General features: G+C 57.0%; 18 protein-coding genes. 6 read left to right on the top strand and 12 right to left on the bottom strand.

The genetic code is table 11. The features are described from left to right. Window positions 1-85: 85 nt before the first annotated feature. On the bottom strand, window positions 86-256 hold the full coding sequence (locus KPHS_07770; protein ID YP_005225076.1) for a hypothetical protein: 171 nt from the start codon (window positions 254-256) through the stop codon (window positions 86-88). Between KPHS_07770 and KPHS_07760 the strand changes: the two genes are divergently transcribed. Together KPHS_07760 and KPHS_07780 are read left to right on the top strand one after the other, a co-directional pair. After that, window positions 242-1,087, top strand: a complete 846-nt coding sequence (locus KPHS_07760) for a DNA-binding transcriptional regulator AraC (RefSeq protein ID YP_005225077.1) — start codon at window positions 242-244, stop codon at window positions 1,085-1,087. The two genes, KPHS_07770 and KPHS_07760, sit on opposite strands and share 15 nt — an antisense overlap. A 128-nt stretch (window positions 1,088-1,215) precedes the next feature. Further along, window positions 1,216-1,983, top strand: coding sequence for a DedA family protein (locus KPHS_07780; protein YP_005225078.1), 768 nt, complete (start codon window positions 1,216-1,218; stop codon window positions 1,981-1,983). Here KPHS_07780 and KPHS_07790 read toward each other — a convergent pair. The 4 genes from KPHS_07790 to KPHS_07820 form a co-directional block, all read right to left on the bottom strand. Further along, a complete protein-coding gene (locus tag KPHS_07790; RefSeq protein YP_005225079.1) occupies window positions 1,970-2,671 on the bottom strand; it encodes a thiamine transport system ATP-binding component in 702 nt (233 codons plus the stop codon). The genes KPHS_07780 and KPHS_07790 overlap by 14 nt on opposite strands. Then, complete coding sequence (locus tag KPHS_07800) at window positions 2,655-4,265, bottom strand: thiamine/thiamine pyrophosphate ABC superfamily ATP binding cassette transporter, membrane protein (protein ID YP_005225080.1); 1,611 nt, start codon at window positions 4,263-4,265, stop codon at window positions 2,655-2,657. Before KPHS_07800 ends, KPHS_07790 begins: the two co-directional genes overlap by 17 nt. Continuing rightward, on the bottom strand, window positions 4,241-5,224 hold the full coding sequence (locus tag KPHS_07810) for a thiamin/thiamine pyrophosphate ABC superfamily ATP binding cassette transporter, binding protein (RefSeq protein YP_005225081.1): 984 nt from the start codon (window positions 5,222-5,224) through the stop codon (window positions 4,241-4,243). The genes KPHS_07800 and KPHS_07810 overlap by 25 nt, the downstream gene beginning before the upstream one ends. A gap of 289 nt (window positions 5,225-5,513) precedes the next feature. Beyond that, window positions 5,514-7,169, bottom strand: coding sequence for a transcriptional regulator SgrR (locus tag KPHS_07820; RefSeq protein YP_005225082.1), 1,656 nt, complete (start codon window positions 7,167-7,169; stop codon window positions 5,514-5,516). Window positions 7,170-7,256: 87 nt separating this feature from the next. On the opposite strand from KPHS_07820, the gene KPHS_07830 reads away from it, so the two are divergent. The 3 genes from KPHS_07830 to KPHS_07850 all read left to right on the top strand — a co-directional run bounded on the left by KPHS_07830 (window position 7,257) and on the right by KPHS_07850 (window position 8,861). Next, window positions 7,257-7,409 (top strand): glucose uptake inhibitor SgrT, encoded by a 153-nt coding sequence (locus tag KPHS_07830; protein ID YP_005225083.1) that lies wholly within the window; start codon window positions 7,257-7,259, stop codon window positions 7,407-7,409. Window positions 7,410-7,496: 87 nt separating this feature from the next. Then, entirely contained in the window at window positions 7,497-7,667 is a 171-nt protein-coding gene (locus KPHS_07840) for a hypothetical protein (RefSeq protein YP_005225084.1), read from the top strand. 9 nt (window positions 7,668-7,676) lie between these two features. Further along, on the top strand, window positions 7,677-8,861 hold the full coding sequence (locus KPHS_07850; RefSeq protein ID YP_005225085.1) for a sugar efflux protein: 1,185 nt from the start codon (window positions 7,677-7,679) through the stop codon (window positions 8,859-8,861). Between the two features lie 33 nt (window positions 8,862-8,894). On the opposite strand, the gene KPHS_07860 is transcribed toward KPHS_07850, so the two are convergent. Next, window positions 8,895-10,205 carry a major facilitator superfamily permease gene (locus KPHS_07860; RefSeq protein YP_005225086.1) on the bottom strand — a complete coding sequence of 437 codons (1,311 nt, stop codon included), beginning with the start codon at window positions 10,203-10,205 and terminating at the stop codon, window positions 8,895-8,897. 231 nt (window positions 10,206-10,436) lie between these two features. Here KPHS_07860 and KPHS_07870 point away from each other — a divergent pair, with 231 nt between their 5' ends. Next, on the top strand, window positions 10,437-11,333 hold the full coding sequence (locus KPHS_07870) for a putative LysR-family transcriptional regulator (RefSeq protein ID YP_005225087.1): 897 nt from the start codon (window positions 10,437-10,439) through the stop codon (window positions 11,331-11,333). Window positions 11,334-11,370: 37 nt separating this feature from the next. On the opposite strand, the gene KPHS_07880 is transcribed toward KPHS_07870, so the two are convergent. The 6 genes from KPHS_07880 to KPHS_07930 all read right to left on the bottom strand — a co-directional run bounded on the left by KPHS_07880 (window position 11,371) and on the right by KPHS_07930 (window position 18,702). Then, complete coding sequence (locus KPHS_07880) at window positions 11,371-12,126, bottom strand: 3-dehydroquinate dehydratase (RefSeq protein ID YP_005225088.1); 756 nt, start codon at window positions 12,124-12,126, stop codon at window positions 11,371-11,373. A 30-nt stretch (window positions 12,127-12,156) separates the two neighbouring features. Next, window positions 12,157-13,371 carry an MFS family transporter gene (locus KPHS_07890; protein YP_005225089.1) on the bottom strand — a complete coding sequence of 405 codons (1,215 nt, stop codon included), beginning with the start codon at window positions 13,369-13,371 and terminating at the stop codon, window positions 12,157-12,159. A 10-nt stretch (window positions 13,372-13,381) separates the two neighbouring features. Beyond that, window positions 13,382-14,245, bottom strand: coding sequence for a shikimate 5-dehydrogenase (locus tag KPHS_07900; protein ID YP_005225090.1), 864 nt, complete (start codon window positions 14,243-14,245; stop codon window positions 13,382-13,384). Window positions 14,246-14,256: 11 nt separating this feature from the next. Further along, on the bottom strand, window positions 14,257-16,290 hold the full coding sequence (locus KPHS_07910; protein YP_005225091.1) for a 2,4-dienoyl-CoA reductase: 2,034 nt from the start codon (window positions 16,288-16,290) through the stop codon (window positions 14,257-14,259). 395 nt (window positions 16,291-16,685) lie between these two features. Then, complete coding sequence (locus KPHS_07920; RefSeq protein ID YP_005225092.1) at window positions 16,686-17,291, bottom strand: isopropylmalate isomerase small subunit; 606 nt, start codon at window positions 17,289-17,291, stop codon at window positions 16,686-16,688. 10 nt (window positions 17,292-17,301) lie between these two features. After that, window positions 17,302-18,702 carry an isopropylmalate isomerase large subunit gene (locus KPHS_07930; protein YP_005225093.1) on the bottom strand — a complete coding sequence of 467 codons (1,401 nt, stop codon included), beginning with the start codon at window positions 18,700-18,702 and terminating at the stop codon, window positions 17,302-17,304.

The raw sequence follows: 18,702 nt of genomic DNA on the forward strand, positions 1-18,702 counted from the left end.
TGTTACCTTGCAAAGTGTGACGCCGTGCAAATATTCGATGTGGACTTTTCTGCCGTATTTATAGACACTTTTGTTACCCGGCATATCACGGTGGAATGCACGCTGCTGGCGCTTTTTTCGCTTGCTGTGCGGGTTTTTCGCCAAATTCCCACCGCCGTCGCAGTCGCGACAGGGCCGAGAGCGATAAAATGATGAATATGGACAATTGGTGCCACTGATACCTTCGGGGAGAACCACGCGTATGGCCGAAACGCAAAACGATCCGCTGCTGCCGGGCTACTCTTTTAACGCTCATCTGGTCACCGGCCTGACGCCGATTGAGGCGCAGGGATACCTGGATTTCTTTATCGACCGCCCGCTGGGTATGAAAGGCTATATTCTCAATCTGACGATTCGCGGCGAGGGGGTGATCAACAACCACGGCGAACAGTTTGTCTGCCGGCCGGGCGATATGCTGCTGTTCCCGCCCGGGGAAATTCATCACTATGGCCGCCATCCCGACGCCAGCGAGTGGTATCACCAGTGGGTCTACTTCCGCCCGCGCGCCTACTGGCACGAGTGGCTCAACTGGCCAACGATTTTTGCCCAGACCGGCTTTTTCCGTCCGGATGAACAGTGGCAGGCGCGCTTTGGCGAGCTGTTCGGCCAGATCGTTGATGCCGGGCAGGGGGCGGGGCGCTATTCCGAACTGTTGGCGATAAACCTGCTGGAACAGCTGCTGCTGCGGCGGATGGAGGCGATCAACGAATCGCTGCATCCCCCGCTGGACAACCGGGTGCGCGAGGCCTGCCAGTACATCAGCGACCATCTGGCGGACAGCCATTTTGATATCGCCAGCGTCGCCCAACACGTTTGCCTGTCGCCCTCGCGTCTGTCGCACCTGTTCCGCCAGCAGCTGGGGGTCAGCGTCCTCGGCTGGCGGGAGGATCAGCGCATCAGCCAGGCCAAACTGTTGCTCAGCACCACGCGGATGCCGATCGCCACCGTTGGGCGCAACGTCGGCTTCGAAGATCAGCTCTATTTTTCCCGCGTGTTTAAAAAATGCACCGGGGCCAGCCCGAGCGAATTCCGCGCGGGTTGTGAATAAAAAGTAAAGAAAGTGAAATGATGACCCGCTTAAATGTCACAGCCAGTAAACTATTAAGACAATTGATGGCTTGACGACGGCGCGATGGCTTCGGGGAATCCGGGCTTCGTTTTTTAACCGGGTACATTATGCAAGCATTGCTCGAACACTTTATTACCCAATCCACGGTCTACTCATTGTTAGCCGTGATGCTGGTGGCCTTTCTCGAGTCGCTGGCGCTGGTGGGGCTTATCTTACCCGGCACGGTGATGATGGCTGGCCTTGGGGCGCTCATCGGCGGCGGCGAAGTTAACTTCTGGCAGGCGTGGCTGGCGGGGATTGTCGGCTGCCTGCTGGGCGACTGGATCTCATTCTGGCTCGGCTGGCGCTTTAAGAAGCCGTTGCACCGCTGGTCGTTTATGAAGAAAAACCGCGCCCTGCTGGAGAAAACCGAGCATGCGCTGCATCAGCACAGCATGATCACCATTCTGATTGGCCGCTTTGTCGGACCGACGCGTCCGCTGGTGCCAATGGTCGCCGGGATGCTCGACCTGCCGGTGGCCAAGTTCGTGCTACCGAATATTATCGGCTGCCTGCTCTGGCCGCCGCTCTATTTCCTTCCGGGCATTCTCGCCGGGGCGGCGATTGATATTCCGGCTGATGAAAACAGTGCCAGCTTTAAATGGCTGCTATTGGGGGCGGCGCTGCTGGCCTGGCTGGCGGGATGGCTGTGCTGGCGGCTGTGGCGGAGCGCGAAAACCTCAGGCGATCGGCTGACCCGCTGGCTGCCGCGCGGCCGACTGCTGTGGCTGTCGCCGCTGATGGTCGCGCTGGCGGCTACAGCGTTAACATTTGTCTTCCGCCATCCGCTGATGCCGGTCTATCTGGCGATCCTGCACAAAGTCATCGCGCGCTGATCCCCATCAAATGCGAGGCGCTGCTGTGGCCGCTTAACAGCTCGGCGGTGGCGCCATCCCAGACAATGCGCCCTTCGGCGACCACCATCGAGCGCGGCGCGATGCGCGCGGCGTCCTCTACGCTGTGGGAGACCATCAGCAGGGTGAGCTGCTGCTGCTCGCAGACATCGGCGACCAGGGACAGCATCTCCTGGCGCAGTGCCGGATCGAGCGCCGAGAAGGGTTCATCCAGCAGCAGCACCGGCTGCTGGCGCACCAGACAGCGGGCCAGCGCCGCGCGCTGCCGCTGACCGCCGGAGAGCTCGCCGGGCAGACGTTCCAGCAGCGCATCAATTCCCATCTGTCCAGCTATCGCCGTGACCTGCGCCTGCTGCTCGCGGCTCAGTTTAAGGCCTGGGTGGATCCCGAGGCTGATATTTTGTCGAATGGTCAGATGGTTAAACAGGTTATTCTCCTGAAACAACATCGAGACCGGACGCTGCGCCGGCGGCGTCGCGTTATGCGCCTCGCCGTTAATCAGCAGGCTGCCGCTGGCGGGTGGCAGAAACCCGGCGATCAGATTCAGCAGGGTGCTCTTTCCGGCGCCGCTGGGACCGAGCACCGCGATGCGCTCCCCGCGCGCGACGTCGAGGGTGAAGCGCATCGGCAGATGCTGGTATAGCCAGGTCACATCATTGAGTTTTAGCATCACGCCCCGGAAGTTTTTCAATCAGCGTAAACAACAAGAAACAGAGCAGCAGCAGGAGCAGGGCGGTGACGGCCCCGTCCTGGCTGCGGTAGGCGCCTATCTGCTGGTACAGATAGAAAGGCAGGGTGCGGAACGCCTCGTTGCCGAACAGCGCCACCACGCCGAAATCGCCAATCGACAGTACGCAGGCGAAGGCGAGCGCCTGGGCCAGCGGGCGCCGGAGAGCGCGAAGCTCGACCACCCGCAGCCGGGCAAAGCCTTCAATACCCAGCGACTGGCACAGCATGCTGTAGCGGGCGGCAATGTCGCGCATCGGGTTTTCCAGTACTTTCAGCGCATAGGGGATCGCCATCAGGGCATTAGTGAAGATGACGATGCCGTCGGCGGACTCCGGCAGGCCGATAGTGTTATTGAGCAGCAGGAAGAAGCCGGTCGCCAGCACAATTCCCGGCATCGCAAGGATCAGCATGCCGCTCAGCTCCATTGCCTGCCCGGCCAACGGCCGCTGGCGAGCGCGCAGCTCCCGGCTGCTCCATAACAGCATCATCGTCAGGGTCACGCTCAATAGCCCGGCGGCGATGGCGATGCGTAGAGAGGTGCTCAATGCCTGCCAGAGCGCTGGCTGCGCCAGCACGTCCAGCATATTACGGTTGATCCCGTCGACGATGACCGCCAGCAGCGGCGGGAGCAGCAGCAGCAGGGCGGCGCCGATCAGCAACCCGTCGCTCAGGCGGCTATGCAGGCGATCGTCAGGGTCGCGCCAGCCGCGCACATGGCTGACGCCGATGGCGACGGCTTTACTCAGACGCTGGCTAAGCAGCACCAGCCCAAGGCAGCAGAGCATCTGGATCAGCGCCAGCATTGCCGCTCGCGCCGGATCGTAGTCAAAGCTCAGCGCCTGGTAGATAGCCAGCTCGATCGTGGTGGCTTTCGGGCCGCCGCCCAGCGAGAGCACGGTGGCGAAGCTGGCGAAGCAGAGCATAAAAATCAGCGCGGCGACGGCGGGAATGTGCCGGCGCAGCCACGGCCATTCGACGAGGCGGAAGAAGGCATAGCCGCGCATGCCAAGCTGGGCGGCAATTTGCCGCTGCTCGCCGGGAATGTTCTCCAGCGCCTGCAGCAGCAGGCGGGTCGCCATCGGCATATTGAAAAAGACGTGCGCCAGCAGGATGCCCTGCAGACCGTAGGGCGAGAACTCCCATTGCCAGCCGAGCGCGTTAAATAGTGAGGCCAGCCAGCCCTGGCGGCCATAGACGCTGAGGATACCGAACACCGCCACCAGCACCGGCAGGATCAGGGTCATCGCGCACAGGCGCAGCAGCAACGTACGGCCCGGGAAGCGACGCCGGTAAAGCGCGCGGGCGAGAAAGATGGCTGGTCCCACCGAGATCAGCGCTGACAGCGACGCCTGCCAGAAGGAGAAGCGGACCACATGCCACAGGTAGCTATCGCTGAAGACCGATTGCCAGCCCGCGCCGGGGGCGCTAAACCACAGCGCCAGAAACGCCGCCAGCGCGACAGCGCACAGCAGCGTAGCGGCGAACAGGCCCGGCATCAGCCCGCGAAGGTTTAGCGGCTGACGGCGCGTTGCCATGCGCTAATCCAGGTTTGACGCTCGCTGGCGACCTGCTGCGGGGTAAAGGACAGGGTGGTCTGCGGCTTCACCAGGGTATCAAACCCGGCCGGCAGGGTGACCTGGGTCACCGGATACATCCAGTTGCCGGTAGGGATGGCGTTCTGGAAGCCAGGAGATACCATAAATTTGAGGAATTTTTCCGCCAGTTCCGGCTGCTTGCTGGCGGCGGTACGCGCGGCAACTTCGACCTGCAGATAGTGGCCCTCGGCGAAGCTCGCCGCCGCATAGTTGTCTTTCTTCTCTTCAATCATGTGGTAGGCCGGCGAGGTGGTATAGCTCAACACCAGGTCGCTTTCCCCTTTCAGGAACAGGCCATAGGCTTCGCTCCAGCCTTTGGTGACGGTAACGGTTTTCGCGGCCAGCTTCTGCCAGGCCTCGGGCGCTTGATCGCCATAGACCTTTTGCATCCACAGCAGCAGGCCCAGTCCCGGGGTGCTGGTACGCGGATCTTCATAGATGACCCGCCATTTTTGCGGGCCCTCGACCAGCTCTTTCAGGCTCTTCGGTGGATTAGCCAGTTTGTTTTTGTCATAGACGAAGGCGAAATAGCCGTAGTCGTAGGGAACAAAGGTGTCATTATCCCAGCCGCCCGGCACGCTGACCGCGCTGGCGGGTACGTTGCTTTTGGCAAACAGTTTACTCTGCGCCGCGGCTTCCAGCAGGTTGTTATCAAGGCCAAGCACAACGTCGGCCTTGCTGTTTTTGCCTTCCATGCGCAGGCGATTCAGTAGCGAAACGCCATCTTCCAGCGCGACGAACTTCAGCTCGCAGCCGCACTCCGCTTCAAAGGCTTTTTTGACCGCCGGGCCGGGGCCCCAGTCGGCAGAGAAGGAGTCATAGGTATAGACGGTAAGAACAGGCTTAGCCAAAGCGGGCATGGCGACCAGCGCCAGCAGCGGGAGTAATTTTTTCAACACTTTGCACCTCAGAAAAAAGGGGTGGCAAAGGATTTTGAGTGAGCCTCAAATCCCTTCGCCGGCGTTATCCGGATCAGGTTCGACGGGTATTTTCTCAGCCCATGCGCTTCATCCTTCAAGCCGCATCTGCGTTAGCTTCGCGCGTTCACCCCAGTCACATAGTTATCTATGCTCCAGGGGATTCACCCGCTTGCTGCCTTGATGCAACTTGAATGATATTGCGTATGTTTATTAGCACCCCGTTGAGAACGGCCTTAGTGTAATGATTTTGTCAGATGACGGAAAGCGCTTACGGCTCCGGCGGCGCAAACCATGCGGATTTAAAATCGAACCAGCCGAGGGTATTCATCCTCACGCCGCGCATACTGCGCTGACCCTGAATCATCAGCCAGTGGTGGATCAGCGGCACGATATGTTGCCCGGCCAGCAGCCGCTGGCTCCAGGTGGCCGGATTAAACTCTCCTGCTCGCCAGCGGCAGGCGTCTGCCTGCCAGTCAATGGGGATGCAGCGCTGAATCAGCGGGACTTCGTACAGATAGGCGAAGAGCGAAAATTCGATCGGTAAGGTGAAGTTCACGCTGTTGAGCCAGATATCGCTGACCACCTCGCCGCGATGCCAGGCATCGTACTCCAGCTCCTGGATCTCCAGCTTTACCTGATGCGCCGTCAGCAGGTCGCGCATGATCCCGCCGATCACCCGATGTTCGACGTGATCGCGGTAGTAGGTAAGGGTGACTGTCTCCAGCCCCGCCGGCTTCTCGCAGGCGTGGTTGCTGGCGTGATGCCAGCGCGGCAGCAGGCCGTAGGCGGGAAACCAGTTGCCCTGGTAGTGTTCGCCCGCATGGTAGAGCAGGTTGGCGGGCTGAAACAGATAGCTTAGCCAGCGGCGCACCGCGTCGTTGGCCCCCAGCGGGCTTCGCGAGTCGAACAGCAGGTAATAGCAGCCCTCTTCCAGGCGACTCTCCACCGCTTTTTCGCTTTCGGTATTGCCCTGCAGCGTCAGGCCGCCGTTGGGCTCTTCGCTAATCTCCGGCAGCACCCAGACGTTCACCTCATCGATCAGCGCCCGGTAGCCAAAATAGTCCTCAAAGGCATGGATCTTGAGCTGATTCTGGTTGTTACGCACCACGGCATAGGGGCCGGTGCCGACCGGCATGGAGGAAAAGTGGTTCATGGTCTGCCACTCCTGCGGCAGCACCATCGCCGGCACCTGCCCCAGCAGCCAGGGCAGCCAGCGGTCGGGCTGGCGCAGATGAATATCCAGGGTCCAGGCGGTGGGCGATTCGATGCGTTCGATATGTGAATAGAGCGGCAGGGCATTGCTGCGCTGCAGAGAGGCGATCACATCCGCCATCTCCAGCTCACGGCCATGGTGAAAATGGATGCCCGGGCGGAGGAAAAAGCGCCAGTGGGTGGGCGACAACTGCTGCCAGTGGTGGGCAATATCGGCTTCCAGTTCCCCATTTTCCTCATTTACCCGCGTCAGGGCGCTGAAAATCTGCCGGGCAATATGCGTTTCCGAACGCCGCAGCGCGCTACCGGGCAGCAAATTCTTCATTGGTCGGTAGTAGAGCACGCGCAGGATGTGCCGCCCCTGGCGGAAGCTGCGGCCGAGATGCGAGACCAGCATCTGGCGGACGGCAGCCTTATCGCCGACCAACTGCACCAGCTGATCGATGCGATCCTGCTCAAGGAGATCTTCGGCACGTTGCTGCTGCAGGGCGAGGCCGGTATAGAGAAAGGTTAGCCGCGAACGCTTGCCGCGGCCTGCCTCCGCTTCCCAGGTCAGCCAGCCGCGGGACTCCATCATATTGAGCAGGGTGCGCATATGGCGGCGCGAGCAGCTCAGCATTTCCGCCAGCTCGTTAAGGGTGGTCTCCTGCGACTTGCCGTCGCAGCACTGCCATAGGCGAATGAACTGTTGTTGCAGACGGCCGGAAGACATAAAAGGGGAACTCCTGCGCAAAACTCAGCAATTTATTACTTCCTATATTAAGCCAATAATGAATCCCGATGAAGCGAGGAGGTGAATATGATGAGGTCTACCGCAAAATCGTTCTACCAACGCTACTTTTCTGCGACGCAGGAAGCGTCCTGGCTGGCCCGCCTGATGGCAGGACGACAGCAGGAAATTCTGGGGGAACTGATGCAGTGGGGAGTGACGTCAACGACCTCTGATCATTGACTTGCAGACATCATGTGTGACTGAGTATTGGTGTTATACTCGTCGTTTTTCAAACTGCAGGTGCGCTGTCGATGTTTCCTGGGCCGTATGTTCTGGCTGCGTGATTCGCCTCTACGGGACTCACCTTTTCAGGGCCAGCGCGAGCGCGGCGCAAAATGGTTAACCGTTTTGTCCTGCAGCATGAAATCCATAGAGTATAGAATCACCCGCCAGCAGAATGCCTCTGCTGGCTTTTTTCGTTTTCTTCGCGTGTGTTAAGGACATTCCATGCTGTGGTTGATGACGATGGGACGACGGCTTAACGGCGTCTATGCCGCCTTTATGCTGGTTGCTTTTATGATGGGCGTGGCGGGCGCGTTGCAGGCGCCGACGTTGAGTTTGTTTCTTAGCCGCGAAGTGGGGGCGCAACCGTTCTGGGTGGGCCTGTTCTATACCGTAAACGCCATCGCCGGGATCCTGGTTAGCCTGTGGCTGGCCAAGCGCTCCGATAGCCGCGGCGACCGGCGGCGGTTGATTATGTTCTGCTGTCTGATGGCGGTGGGTAATGCGCTGCTGTTTGCCTTCAACCGCCACTATCTGACGCTGATCACCTGCGGCGTGATGCTGGCATCCATTGCCAACGCCGCCATGCCGCAGCTCTTCGCGCTGGCGCGGGAGTACGCCGACAGCTCGGCGCGGGAAGTGGTGATGTTCAGCTCGGTCATGCGCGCCCAGCTGTCGCTGGCTTGGGTGATTGGCCCGCCGCTGGCCTTTATGCTGGCGCTCAACTATGGCTTCACCACCATGTTCTCCATTGCGGCGGGCATTTTTGTCATTAGCCTCGCTCTGATTGCCATCAAACTGCCTTCGGTTCCGCGTGTGGAACAGCCCTCGGAGGAGGCGGCGGCGCTAGCGCAGGCCGGCGGCTGGCAGGACAAGAACGTGCGTATGCTGTTTATCGCCTCCACCCTGATGTGGACCTGCAACACCATGTACATCATTGATATGCCGCTGTGGATCAGCAGCGATCTCGGGCTTCCCGACAGCCTGGCCGGGATCCTGATGGGCACTGCCGCCGGGCTGGAGATACCGGCGATGATCCTCGCCGGCTACTACGTAAAGCGCTTTGGCAAACGTAAAATGATGGTGGCGGCGGTGGCCGCCGGCGTGCTGTTTTATGCCGGACTGATCCTGTTTCATGGTCGCACGGCGCTGCTGGCTCTGCAGCTGTTCAATGCCATCTTTATCGGCATTATCGCCGGGATAGGCATGCTGTGGTTCCAGGATTTAATGCCGGGACGGGCGGGAGCGGCGACCACCCTGTTCACCAACAGTATTTCCACCGGCGTGATCCTTGCCGGCGTGATGCAGGGGGCGCTGTCCCAGAGCTATGGTCACGCCAGCGTCTACTGGACGATCGCGGCCATTTCGCTGGTGACGCTGTTTTTGACCAGCAAGGTGAAGGATATCTGACTACTCGCCCCGGCATCGCCGGGGCGACCAGGCCTACTTGAGTTCGATACGCTTAATGTCGCCGATGATAAAAATGTAGGCAATCACCCCAATCAGCGCCGTCAGGCCGACGTAGATCAGCGCGTAAAAGAAATTACCCGTGGCGGAAATAATCACACCAATTATCAGTGGTGCGATAATCGAGGCCATATTGGCACAGAAATTAAATATGCCGCCGGTGAGGCCTGCCATATTTTCCGGGGCAATATCCGAAATTAAGGTCCAGCCCAGACCGACCATCCCCTGGCCAAAAAAAGCCACCGACATGATAATAATTACGGTGCTATTGGCGCTTACCCAATTCGCCGCGATAATACAGCTGGACAGCAATAAACCGGAAATTATTGGTAACTTTCGACTGATGTTGACGGAGCCGGTTCGCTTCAACAACCGGTCGGAGATCCAGCCGCCGAAGAGGATGCCAATCGCGGCGGCAAGGAAGGGCCAGGTGGCGAAGAAGCCGACGTGCAGCCATGGAAGATGGCGCTCGTTGGCGAGGTAGCTGGGAAACCACGTCAGGAAAAAGACCAGTGTGGTGTTGCCGGCGAACTGACCCAGGCTGGCGCCGAGGATCTGGCGACAGCCCAGCAGGCGTCTGGCGTCACGCCAGTTAAATGGAACGTTCTGGATTTTATTGTTAATGCTGCTTGCGCCGATATACTCCAGCTCCGCTTGATTAGCCGTGCGCGATTCATGCGGTTCATGATAAAAACGCCACCACACTAAAGTAAATAAAATACCTAATCCGCCGGTGAGGAAAAAAAGCGTTCTCCAGCCATGATGTTCGAGAATTAAAAATAACAGCGGCGAGAAAGCGGCCAGCCCTATATATTCACCAACTGTATACGTTGCCGTTGCCCGCGCGCGCTCATGCTGAGGGAACCAGGTGCTGACGATGCGGCTGTTGGCCGGAAAGCAGGGCGCTTCGCTGACGCCGAGTCCCAGGCGCAGAAGCAGCAGGGATTTTAGGCCGAGGGTGAAACTTTGCAGCAGGGTAAACAGCGACCAGAAGAAAATTGACAGGGCATAGGTCACTTTGTTGCCAAAGCGGTCTAAAAACATCCCGCCGGGGATCTGCGCCAGCGCATAAGTCCAGGCGAAGGCGGAGAAGATGATGCCCATCATCGCCGGATCGATATGGATTTCTTTGCTTAACTGTGGCGCTACAATACCCAGGATGGTACGGTCGAGATAATTTATCATCGTTCCGACGGAGAGTAGCAGCAGAATAACTATCCGTACGCGGCTTCTTTTTTTCGCCCCCGATGTGGAAGTGAGGACTTCCTGAGAGTTTGACATACTCATAGCGAGTTCCTTTAAAGTTTAAAATATTTTTGCATATATTCTAATATGCAAAAATATCTCAAGGAGCTATAGGTAGTATCTATGAATGGCAATGCCTTGTGGCACATTCATGCCCTTCGCCAAATAATATTTGATGTAACGCCGATATTTACCCGTTCATGCGCATTATTGGTGGCTTGCATGGTATATTAGCGTCAGTGCATTTATTCTTATATTATACGGGTAAAAATAATGAACCTAAAGCAACTTTATTATTTTAAACGTCTGTCTGAAACTGAGCATTACACCGAAGCCGCCTCCAGTCTGTGCATCACCCAGCCCTCGCTAAGCCACGCGATATCGGAGCTGGAGAAGGAGTTAGGGGTCGCGCTATTCGCCAGACAGGGGCGGAACGTAAAAATTACCCAAAACGGCAAGCGTTTTTTGCCGTATGTTGAAGATGCGCTGGCCTCGCTGGAGAACGGACGCATGATATTGCAAAAAAATGGCGCTGAGAATAAAGAGAATATTCGCATCGCCTTTATTTACACGATGGGGGAGTATGTTGTTCCACAGTTAATTAATAAATATTCTCTTTCACCTGAATGTCACAATGTGACTTTTTCTTTTACTCAAGGGACATCGCTGACGCTGTTGCAGGAGCTGAAGGCCGGAAAAGTCGATCTGGCGATCTGCTCTTATATTGCCGATGAACCCGATATCGATTTTATTCCGGTGATCCAGCAGGAACTGGTGGTGGTCACGGCAAAGGATCATCCGCTGGCCCGGCTATATGAACATGAAGTCGATCTGGTGGAGACGATTCATTATCCGTATATCTATTTTTCAGAAAATAGCGGCTTACGTCCGTTTATCGATAATGTATTTATGCAGCAAAAGCTGGTGCCGGAGATCGCCTGCTATGTGGATGAGGATACGGCGATGGCCGGGCTGGTGAGTATTGACTACGGGATCGCGATTATGCCGCGCATCACCGCGCTCTCCTATTACAATGTCCATATCCTGAAGATTAAAAACACCATCCCCCCCCGCTATATCTATCTGGCGACCATGAAAGACAAGGGGCTCTCTCCGGCGCTGGAGTCATTTAAAAATGTGGTTATCCACGACAGCCAGAAGATCTGTTAACGGATGGCCCGGATGTGACCTCCGGGCCATCCGGATATCAGGAGAGCATATCCATCACTTCACGCAGCTTAGCGATGGCGATCTGCCCCGGCGCGGAGGCCTGACCAACGGTACCGAAGGTCATCGCCGAACCGAACAAGCGCCCGGTGACCCGGCTAACGCCACCGGATTTGCCCATCGACATGGTGATCAGCGGACGCGTCGCATACTTCTCTTTCATGGTCAGCGTGGCGGCGAGCAAGGTGAGTACGTCCTGCGGCGACTGCGGCATCACCGCGATCTTCGGCAGATCGGCCCCCAGATCCTGCATGCGGCGCAGGCGATAGATAATATCTTCCTGAGCGGGGGTCTTATGGAAATCATGATTACTCATGATCACCTTGACGCCCGCGGCATGCGCATCGTCAACCAGCGCGCGGATCTGCGCTTCATCATTGAACAGTTCGATATCGATAACATCAACCAGTCCACTGCGTGCGGCCTCGCGGTTGAGCGCAAAATAGGCTTCGTCGCTGAGCTCGGTTTCGCCACCTTCTTTCTTACTGCGGAAGGTAAACAGCAGCGGAAGCGCTTTCAGCGCGCCACGGATTTCCGCCAGCGCGGCCATCACCTGGGCCATCTCTCTGACCTGGGCAAAGTGGTCAACGCGCCATTCGATAATATCGGCGCCGGCATCGACCAGGCCGTGGGCGTTACCCAGTATCTCATCCAGGGTTTTACCGATCAGCGGTACACAAATGAGGGTTTCCCCTTCCTGAAAGGTGATGTTCTTTACGGTTACTGCATTTGTCATGTAGGTATCCATTATTTTTCGCGTTGTACTTCAGGCGGTGACTGCGGTGCGTGATACTTTTTGCGCCGCCCGAGCCTGCAGTTGACGATAGCCGATGTACAGGGCGATCACAAAGCCGATAACGGCGATCAGAAAATCAAACCACATAATGCTGGCAATACTGATCTGCGAAAGCTTTGCGGTGATCAACGGGATCGTGAAGCTGGCGATACTGCCGGCAGTGTAGAAGATGCCGGTTGCTTTGCCTTTTCCGTTCGGGAAGCTCATCGCCATGATTGTCGCACCCAGCTGCAGCACTCCGCCAGCGGCGGCAAAGCCGATGACAAAAGCAAAGCCGGTCACCATCATCGGCGTCGGGAACAGGCACACCAACAGCAGCGAAATCATCGACAGGCCAGTATAAATAATCATCGCAATGGCCGAGCTAAACACCTCTTTGACGAAGGCGGCAGTTACAAAGACGCAGACCAGCGAGCCGACGGTATAGATGCTAAGCAGTTTAATCGCCGAGGCATAGGGCAGGCCGACGACGAACTGGCCGTACTGCGCCAGCCATTGGCTGACCAGATAGAAGGTCGCCATGCCGATATAACCGTACAGGGTGAAGATCACCATATCCAGCTTATTAGCCTGTGGCCGGACGGCTGTTTCCGCCTGTGCCGTAGGGGCTTCCTCTTTTTTCGCCGCCTGGCTGTCAGGGAACGGCATTTTAAGCAGATAAATCCCGCTCAGTACAAAGAGCGCTGCCGCAATCACGAACGACCAGCCGAACCACAGATTTGCCCATATCAGGAAGCTGATAATGAACGGCAACAGGAACTGCCCTGCAGAGACGAAGGCTTTGATCAGCACGTTGGCCCGGCTGGCAGAGTGCGGGAAAGATTCCATCAGCGCCGGATAGGTACCGGAGTCGAGGAAGCTGTTCGCCAGGCCCGCCATAATGCCGAACACGTAAGCCAGATAGATATTTTTGGTCAGCAGGATGCCGACGAAAAAGATCAGGTAGCTAAGGATCCCAAGATAGATAAAGGGCTTGCGACCGAAGCGATCCGAGAGAAATCCGGTCACGATGGTCGCTAACTTACCAATACCTAACGAAGATATAACGATCGATACGCCGGCTTTGTCTGTTCCCCACTGTTCCTGAAGATGGGCCATGTTGAGGGTGATTAACAGCACCCCCATACCGTGGATCAGGTAGTTGAGATACAGCCCTGCCGCAGTAGGGATGTATTTATTTTTCATCATTCGCCTCTTAGAACAGAATGCTCTTGATGTAATCAACCGGCATCTGTTTGCCCGTCCAGATTTCGAACGCGCGCGCGCCTTGCCACAGCATCATCCCCAGGCCGTTCAGCGTGCGGCAGCCTTTTTTCTCGGCCACTTCCAGCAGGTGGGTTTTGCGCGGGTTGTAGACGACGTCGGAGACGATCAGGTCCGGACGCAGGAAGCTGTCGTCAGGTAGCAGCATCTGGCCTTCGAACGGCTTCATGCCGACCCCGGTGGCATTGGTCAGGATCACGCTGCTGTCAATTTCGGCGCGCAGTTTGTCATGATCGTCGAGATCGAACAGATGGATCTCGCAGTCGGTGTTGTGGCGGATCTTGGCCACGGTTTCTTCTGCGTTGGCGAAGAATTTATCGCGGCGGTTGAAGATGGAGATCGCCTTCACGCCATCCAGTGCTGCCTGGACGCAGAGCGCCGTTGCCGCGCCGCCGGCGCCGAGTACGGTCATCTTCTTGCCGATGATATCGATACCGGCTTCGCTAAGGGCGCGCATGTAGCCGGTGCCATCGGTGATATGTCCGGTCAGTACGCCGTCGTCGTTGACCACGGTATTGACCGCCCCGACCAGCTGTGCCGCCGGCGACAGTTTATCGAGATACTGGCAAATCTCGGTTTTGTTCGGCATAGAGACGTTAAAACCGCGCAGCTTCATCGCCCGGAAGCCCTGCACCACGTCTTTTAGCTCCTGGTTACCGACTTCAAAAGCGAGATAGACGTAGTCCAGCCCGAGATGGGCGAAAGCCTCGTTGTGCATGGTGGGCGACATGCTGTGACGAATCGGGGTGGCGATCAGGCCAATCAGCTCAGTGTGTCCAGTAATACGTTCTGCCATGACAAAAATCCTCAATAAGTTAGAAAGGGAATTCGTTGTGCTTCGCGGCTGCCCAGCGCACCCATGTCTTCCAGTGCATCCAGTACGTTGCGGCCTTCGCGGACGCCATCGATAATGCGTCGCGCCATCACGCTGTCGCCGATGTTCATGATTTTGACGTTATTGGCATTGGCCCAGCGCTCGATCTCGTCGAGACCCGTCCGGTTGGCGCGCATCCCCAGACAGACAAAGCCGTAGTCGAAGGGAATATCGAAGGTTTGCTGTGTATTTTTCACCTGGAAATGGTCGGCAGCGACCGCCATCAGTTGGGTATTCATGTGCTGTTCGACCTGGTGCTCGTCGAGCATGGTCAACATGGCATTTTTGGTAATGATGTCGAGATCGCGACCGGCGGCGTCCTGCATCTCGATTAGCACCGCCTGTGCGCCGCGAGCGGTAAAGTATTCGATAACGTCAAGGCCAACGGCGCCAGCGCCGACTACGGCGATGCGTTTGCCCTTGATATCGGTAAATTTCGCCAGATTGTCGATCATGCCGGTAATGGAAAAGATCTTGCCGTTCTCGACGTCAATGTTTTCCCGCAAGCCTTCAATGGGCGGCAGCAGCGGCGTTGAGCCGGTGGCGTTGACAATCAGATGCGGACGCAGGGCGGAAACTGAAGCCACGTCGGCCCGCTTGCCGATCTGCAGCATCAGGTTGTCCAGCGAGGCGATACGATTTTTCATAAACTGCGGGAAATCAGCGATGCGTTTTTTCTCCGGTAGGCGGGAGATTTCGCTGGCGAGGCCGCCGACGTGGTTTTTCGCTTCCAGCAGCCAGGTATGGCAACCAACTTCCGCCGCGGTGCAGGCGGCTTCCATCCCGGCGGTGCCGGCGCCGATGACCACCACGTTAGTGTCGCGATTCACGCGCCGCATTTTATAGGCGTCACCGTGAATAATATCCGGGTTAATCGAACAGCGCAGCGGGCGCGAGCGGGCGATGCGATGGTCGGCGCAGCCGATGTTGCAGGAGATACATTTGCGCATCAGACGCTCTTTTCCGCCTTGCACTTTCTGCACCCACTCCGGCTCGGCAATCAGACCGCGGCCAATGGCGATAAGATCGGCATCGCCGCTGGCGAGGATATCTTCGGCTACCTGTGGAGTGCGAATATTGCCGGCGATGACCGTGGGTTTATGGAATTTATCGCGCACCGCGCGGGAGAGATAGCGCTTCCAGCCATCCTCCAGCGACATCTGATCGATTTGCAGATTCAGGTTGTCGTTCTGTGCCGCAGAGACGTTGATGATATCGACCTTCTCCTGGCAGAGCTCAAGAATACGCAGGGAATCTTCGAGGGTATTGCCGCCCTTGAGGAAGTCGTCGGCGCTGATGCGCAGACTGACCGGAAAACGCGGCCCCACGCAGGCGCGAACCTTATCGACAATCAGACTCAGTATCCGAGTGCGATTTTCGACGCTGCCGCCAAATTCATCAGTGCGCTTATTAAACAGCGGCGATAAAAACTGGCTAATTAAATAGGAGTGACCGGCATGAATTTCGACGCAGTCAAAACCTGCGCGCCGAACGCGCTCCGCGGCGTCACCAAATTTTTCTACCGCATGATATATTTCCTCATGGGTCATCGGACGCGGAATATTACCGTGCTTCTTCGACGGCGTTGTAGAAGAGGAGAGCGGCGTCTGGCCTTCCAGTCGGTAGGCATAAGCGGAAGCGCCGGCATGATTTAACTGAATGGATACGCAGGCGCCATGTTTATGCAGGGTCTCGGTTAATTTAAACAGCCGTGGAATATATTGATCGTTATCGATGCGCAGTTGGGTGGTGCCGTTGGAGGCGAAGGGGAAATCAATACAAATATTTTCGATGGTGATAAGCCCGGTGCCGCCTTTGGCCCGCAGTTCGTAGTATTCCAGCTGTTCCTGCGACACCTCGCCATTGAGCGTGGCCATATTGGTGCCCATAGGGGGCATAATAATGCGGTTTTTTAACGTCATACCGTTGATGGTCAACGGACTGAAAAGGTGCGGATAGTGGCTCATCTCTTCTCTCCACAGGAGGCCGGGAGGCCGATATGCGGGGCCCAGGCGTGTCCTTAGTTAATATTTCTCTGTGGCAAAAGATAACGAGGGGAAAAATCGAAAAATAATGCTTTTTTTTGTGCATAGCAATAGGGGTTCTCTATGAGATTAACGCTTTCTTCACATTCTTATATTTTTATATTAAACACTCGTGCCTTATTTTTACTTGCAGTGCAGGGAAAATACATAAACAGTGCTGGAGAAGGGGAGGAAAGCGGAATAATTCTTCTTTAGGCGGTAGGGCAGGGTGGCGGTAAGGTCTGACAATCAGCACATTAAAATTGGTTTTTGTGCGTGAGATCGCAATTTTCTCCGCAATAAAATAAAAAGCCCGATCAAATGACCGGGCCCAAAGGTTAATTCATAAATGCCGGCAGCTTGCGTTCATAGTCGGAGATCGCCGCTTCATGCTGCAGCGTCAGGCCGATGCTATCCAGGCCGTTGAGCATGCAGTGGCGGCGGAAATCGTCGATCTTAAAGCTGTAGGTTTTATCCCCGGCTTTAACTACCTGCGCTTCCAGATCCACTTCAAACGTAATGCCCGGGTTGGCCTGCACCAGCTTGAACAGTTCATCGACCTGCTCGTCGCTCAGGGTCACCGGCAGCAGCTGGTTATTGAAGCTGTTGCCGTAAAAGATATCGGCAAAGCTCGGGGCGATAACGACCTTAAAGCCGTAATCGGTCAGCGCCCACGGCGCGTGCTCGCGCGAGGAGCCGCAGCCGAAGTTTTCCCGCGCCAGCAGTATCGATGCCCCCTGGTACTCAGGAAAATTCAGCACGAACTCCGGGTTCGGCTGTTGACCTTTATCGTCGAGAAAGCGCCAGTCGTTAAACAGGTGCGCGCCAAAGCCGGTGCGGGTGACCTTCTGCAAAAATTGCTTAGGGATGATCGCGTCGGTATCGACGTTTGCAGCATCCAGCGGAACCACCAGGCCGGTATGTTGGGTAAATTTCTCTGCCATGATGGTCTCCTTACTTCAGATTACGGATATCGGCGAAATGGCCGGTAACGGCTGCCGCCGCGGCCATTGCCGGGCTCACCAGGTGCGTGCGTCCGCCGCGGCCCTGACGGCCTTCAAAGTTACGGTTGCTGGTTGAGGCACAGCGTTCGCCCGGATTCAGGCGGTCATTATTCATTGCCAGACACATAGAGCAACCAGGTAAGCGCCACTCAAAGCCGGCTTCGATAAAGATCTTATCCAGACCTTCCGCTTCCGCCTGCGCTTTCACCGGACCAGAACCCGGCACCACCAGCGCCTGGACGCCCGGCGCCACTTTACGCCCTTTAGCGATTTCCGCCGCGGCGCGTAAATCTTCGATGCGCGAGTTGGTGCAGGAGCCGATAAACACTTTATCGATAGCGACTTCCGTCAGCGGGATCCCGGATTTCAGCCCCATATAGACCAGCGCTTTTTCGGCGCTGGCGCGTTCCACCGGATCGCTGAACGACGCTGGATCGGGGATGTTATCCGTCACCGAGATCACCTGGCCCGGGTTGGTGCCCCAGGTCACCTGCGGGGCAATTTCCGCCGCCTGCAGCGTCACCACGGTATCAAACGTCGCGGCGTCGTCGGTTTTCAGGGTTTTCCAGTACGCTACGGCATCGTCAAAATCTTTGCCTTTCGGCGCATGCAGACGGCCGCGTACGTAATTGAAGGTGGTTTCGTCCGGCGCGACCAGGCCCGCTTTGGCGCCCATCTCGATCGCCATGTTGCACAGGGTCATACGCCCTTCCATGCTCAGATCGCGGATCGCTTCGCCGCAGAACTCAACCACATGGCCGGTGCCGCCGGCGCTACCGGTTTTACCAATGATGGCCAGCACGATATCTTTGGCGGTAATGCCCGGCGCCGCTTTGCCCTGGACTTCGATTTTCATGGTCTTCGCGCGGCCCTGTTTCAGGGTCTGGGTCGCCAGCACATGCTCCACTTCGGAGGTGCCGATACCGAACGCCAGCGCACCGAACGCGCCGTGGGTGGCGGTATGGGAGTCACCGCACACGATCGTCATCCCCGGCAGGGTAACCCCTTGTTCCGGGCCCATGACGTGGACGATGCCCTGATACGGGTGGTTCAGGTCGTACAGTTCAACGCCGAACTCTTTACAGTTCTTAATCAGCTCCTGCATCTGAATGCGGGCCATCTCACCGGACGCGTTAATGTCTTTGGTCTGCGTCGAGACGTTATGATCCATGGTAGCGAAGGTTTTACCCGGCTGGCGCACCTGGCGGCCATGGGCGCGCAGACCGTCAAACGCCTGCGGAGAGGTGACTTCGTGCACCAGATGGCGGTCGATATACAGCAGCGGGGTTTCGTTCTGCGCCTCATACACTACGTGCGCATCAAATAATTTTTCGTATAACGTCTTCGCCAT

It is taken from the genome of Klebsiella pneumoniae subsp. pneumoniae HS11286, from assembly GCF_000240185.1.
Lineage (GTDB): Bacteria > Pseudomonadota > Gammaproteobacteria > Enterobacterales > Enterobacteriaceae > Klebsiella > Klebsiella pneumoniae.

Coding starts and splice junctions, on each gene's coding strand:
- KPHS_07850 (YP_005225085.1), top strand. CDS start 7,677: ATGCTGTGGTTGATGACGATGGGACGACGGCTTAACGGCGTCTATGCC.
- KPHS_07780 (YP_005225078.1), top strand. CDS start 1,216: ATGCAAGCATTGCTCGAACACTTTATTACCCAATCCACGGTCTACTCA.
- KPHS_07870 (YP_005225087.1), top strand. CDS start 10,437: ATGAACCTAAAGCAACTTTATTATTTTAAACGTCTGTCTGAAACTGAG.
- KPHS_07860 (YP_005225086.1), bottom strand. CDS start 10,205: ATGAGTATGTCAAACTCTCAGGAAGTCCTCACTTCCACATCGGGGGCG.
- KPHS_07790 (YP_005225079.1), bottom strand. CDS start 2,671: ATGCTAAAACTCAATGATGTGACCTGGCTATACCAGCATCTGCCGATG.
- KPHS_07840 (YP_005225084.1), top strand. CDS start 7,497: ATGTTCTGGCTGCGTGATTCGCCTCTACGGGACTCACCTTTTCAGGGC.
- KPHS_07830 (YP_005225083.1), top strand. CDS start 7,257: ATGATGAGGTCTACCGCAAAATCGTTCTACCAACGCTACTTTTCTGCG.
- KPHS_07820 (YP_005225082.1), bottom strand. CDS start 7,169: ATGTCTTCCGGCCGTCTGCAACAACAGTTCATTCGCCTATGGCAGTGC.
- KPHS_07910 (YP_005225091.1), bottom strand. CDS start 16,290: ATGAGCCACTATCCGCACCTTTTCAGTCCGTTGACCATCAACGGTATG.
- KPHS_07760 (YP_005225077.1), top strand. CDS start 242: ATGGCCGAAACGCAAAACGATCCGCTGCTGCCGGGCTACTCTTTTAAC.
- KPHS_07930 (YP_005225093.1), bottom strand. CDS start 18,702: ATGGCGAAGACGTTATACGAAAAATTATTTGATGCGCACGTAGTGTAT.
- KPHS_07920 (YP_005225092.1), bottom strand. CDS start 17,291: ATGGCAGAGAAATTTACCCAACATACCGGCCTGGTGGTTCCGCTGGAT.
- KPHS_07880 (YP_005225088.1), bottom strand. CDS start 12,126: ATGACAAATGCAGTAACCGTAAAGAACATCACCTTTCAGGAAGGGGAA.
- KPHS_07900 (YP_005225090.1), bottom strand. CDS start 14,245: ATGGCAGAACGTATTACTGGACACACTGAGCTGATTGGCCTGATCGCC.
- KPHS_07800 (YP_005225080.1), bottom strand. CDS start 4,265: ATGGCAACGCGCCGTCAGCCGCTAAACCTTCGCGGGCTGATGCCGGGC.
- KPHS_07890 (YP_005225089.1), bottom strand. CDS start 13,371: ATGAAAAATAAATACATCCCTACTGCGGCAGGGCTGTATCTCAACTAC.